Raw genomic sequence first — 3,202 nt, forward strand, 5'->3', positions numbered from 1 at the left:
GTAGAAGGTATGTTATTTATTGTCATTACAAGTCTCTATATAATCAGCTCAGCACTCATGCTTTGATGTGGGAAATTATATTATTGCTACAAATACTTTAGCTAATAAAGGATAGTTGAATAAATTCAGATAAGAAAAATAGTTGAAAACTGACAATGTTGATAGATATCCAAATCGGCATTTTGAGTAAAGTTGCATCTCAAAGGTGTTATTTTCTTGAGGATATAATCATCATAACAGTTGCTTACCGATATCACGGAACCAAGAGAAGTAACAAACAAACCTAGCGTCTATATCCCCTATTCATAACCAAGATAAAAATTATTAATCGGAATAAGAAGCAGTCGCATTGGATTTCATACATATTTGATACAAAGAGACAAGTTTCTTTTCCATACGGATTAAATAGTCCCGGATGTAGTTTGAATTATTAAAAAATTTTAAGACATTTTCCCACCTATCGTTGGGGGAGTTTTGCTACGAGAGGTAGATAATCACTTGACAGCTTGAAAATAATCGCACCAGCTTACAAAGTAACATTAAGATCTTACCAAGGAAAGGAACAATCCTACATATCTTTAAAAAAGATGAAAAATAATACATCGAGTGTCTCATTGAACACCATGATCACAATGCACTTTTAGTTATAATCTAAATGTGGAAACAGTTCATCTATGATTAATATCAATGCTACCGCCCTTGGCTCACAGTTACCAACATACTGAAATAAACCTCTACTATCCAAGTGATATAACAAACCATGTACCGGGCCAGCAGTTAATCATCACTATATTTCATTAAAAATCAATTATTTAGATAACCAAGCTTGTAGCCAATCTTGCAACCCATCACCTTCTAACATCCAATTTTTATATATAATGTCTCGTAATTCATCACCCATTCTATAGGTGCTATCCATATCATATAAGTGCATATGGATAGCGTCCATCCAATCCTTAAAACGATTATCAACCCGAGTGACAGGCAAATCGCATCGATAAGGCTCTATATCGGTACATATAATTGGCACTCCACATGCCCCCAGTTCAAGCAAACGCAAATTACTTTTACATTCATTAAATTTGTTGATTTCTAACGGCACTAATGCCATATCTAAATTTAAGTCGGCTATTTTATTGGGATAATATTCAATTGGCACGCCTGAATGAAACTCGCATTTAATGCCTGCAGGTTTCATCCCCATAAAAACCCATTCAACTTTATCTTCCAAAGCCTTTATTATAGGCCTGAGAATGTCGAGATCGCCAGTATGACTATTTCCACCAGCCCAGCCAATACGAATTTTTCTACCCACACCGCGTTGACTGGTTAGATTTTTCCACCACGCCGGATTTAATCTGTTTGCAGCGATACGTACATCAGGATGATATTTACTCAATTCGCTCGCAAGTGGCTCAGTTGAGACGACCACCCAGTCCGCAACTTCTATACAACGACGAACCCCAGCTAAAATAGTCTGGGGAAAAACCTTACGATGGACCGATTTCACTGGAACTTTGGATAATAAATCATCATATTCAACAATGATTTTCGCATTAGTGTATTTTCGATATTGTTGTACTTTGTCCGACATCACTTTAGTGGTCGCACGTTGGATAATAATAGTATCAGGATTTAAACGTTCTAAATCCACCAAGCCTGGAATGATATCTTTTAGTCCCCCTTCAACAAGCATTTCCCGCTCCATGGATTGGAACGGATGGATAATGCGATAATGTCCGCATCCGTATTTATCAGCATGAACGCCTAAAACTACAGGCAAAGGACGTCCGGTTAAAGGTAATTGACACCGAGCCATTTCAGCTGTTAATTCAAAACCTGGTGCATATTTACCATATGCAGGATGGTAAAATGGATCATTTGCTAATTGTGGTAGCCAGCGTTCATAGAGTGCTTCAATATCGGTATATTTCGGAAATGGTGATAAATTAAAATGCTGCGGTAATAATCGCGATGCTCCTCCTAAATGGGTTAATTTTGCATCAGGAGTCCAAACGATCAAATATCCTTGTTGTCGAGCCTTCAGTGCAAGATCAACATCCCCAAAATAAACAGGATATTGTTGCTCATCGAATCCTCCGAGCTCTATAAAAACATCACGTCGCATCATCATACAAGCTGCACTCACCGCACTGACGTTATGCGTCATGCGTAGCCGATTCATATATCCTTTTGATTCTGCTTGTGCTCCTTGAAACGAAATACCTGCAGTATCATTCATTCCCAGGACAATACCGCCATGCTGTATTCGACCATCTTCAAACGCCAATTTTGCACCAACAGCACCAACTTCAGGGCGTAATGCATGATTTAGCATAGCATTCAACCAATCTCTGTTAGTAATTTCAGTATCATTGTTGAGGAAAAGTAATACATCGCCCTTTGCTCTTTCCGCAGCAAAATTATTAATGGCAGAGAAGTTGAATGGATGTGGCCATGATAAAATCCGAATCTGCGGTAATCCCATTGCAGTAAGTTGGCTAAGGTACTGGCAGGCATTTGAATCTGTCGACTGATTATCAACAATTAATAGTTCGTAATGTGGGTATTGAGTTCGCTCCATCAGAGTCTCAATACAACGGCTAATTAGAGAAAAATGATCTCGTGTAGGAATAATAATAGAGACAATTACATTTGCATCAACATGACATCTGACAAGATGTCGTTGAATAACAGTTGGATAGTAATTTGTTACCTCATTACTGTATAGCCAATCAAAGAGTGCTTTTTGTGTATAAACCAATACTTCAGGAATATGGCCTAGCGCCAAAGGGCCTTCCCTCTCAATAATCTGCCAAACCATATCATGTAATTCAAGCCCCCCGCCAAGGGATGCAATCATCCCTAGAGCGCGCACTGACGATACATCGAAAGCCAAGTTACGTCCAATATACGGACAACTACGCAACATATCGATGTTACATTCTGTCTTCAACATAGGATTACTGGCTTTCTCATCTTTAATAAATGCTTCATCAAAATAGAATGCACGCGCCGACGAGAAGCGCAATCTATATTCAGACAACAATAATAGCGTATGTGGCAGCAGTCGCTCACCAGCATATAAAACCAATAAAAATGAAGATGATGTCTGCTCAATAACCAAATTCAATGGATTACTAGCGTCGCCAACAGCTAATCGGCATATATGATCAGGAATGGAGCTAAGTCCTTCAATGCT

1 protein-coding gene is annotated in these 3,202 nt (G+C 38.6%); it reads right to left on the reverse strand.

Annotation, left to right across the window (positions count from 1 at the left end):
• Positions 1 to 808: 808 nt before the first annotated feature.
• Positions 809 to 3,202 (reverse strand): glycosyltransferase (locus EDI29_RS22495; protein WP_137742648.1); only part of this gene is annotated, 2,394 nt, incomplete at its 5' end.

This window comes from Pectobacterium polonicum (assembly GCF_005497185.1).
GTDB lineage: Bacteria > Pseudomonadota > Gammaproteobacteria > Enterobacterales > Enterobacteriaceae > Pectobacterium > Pectobacterium polonicum.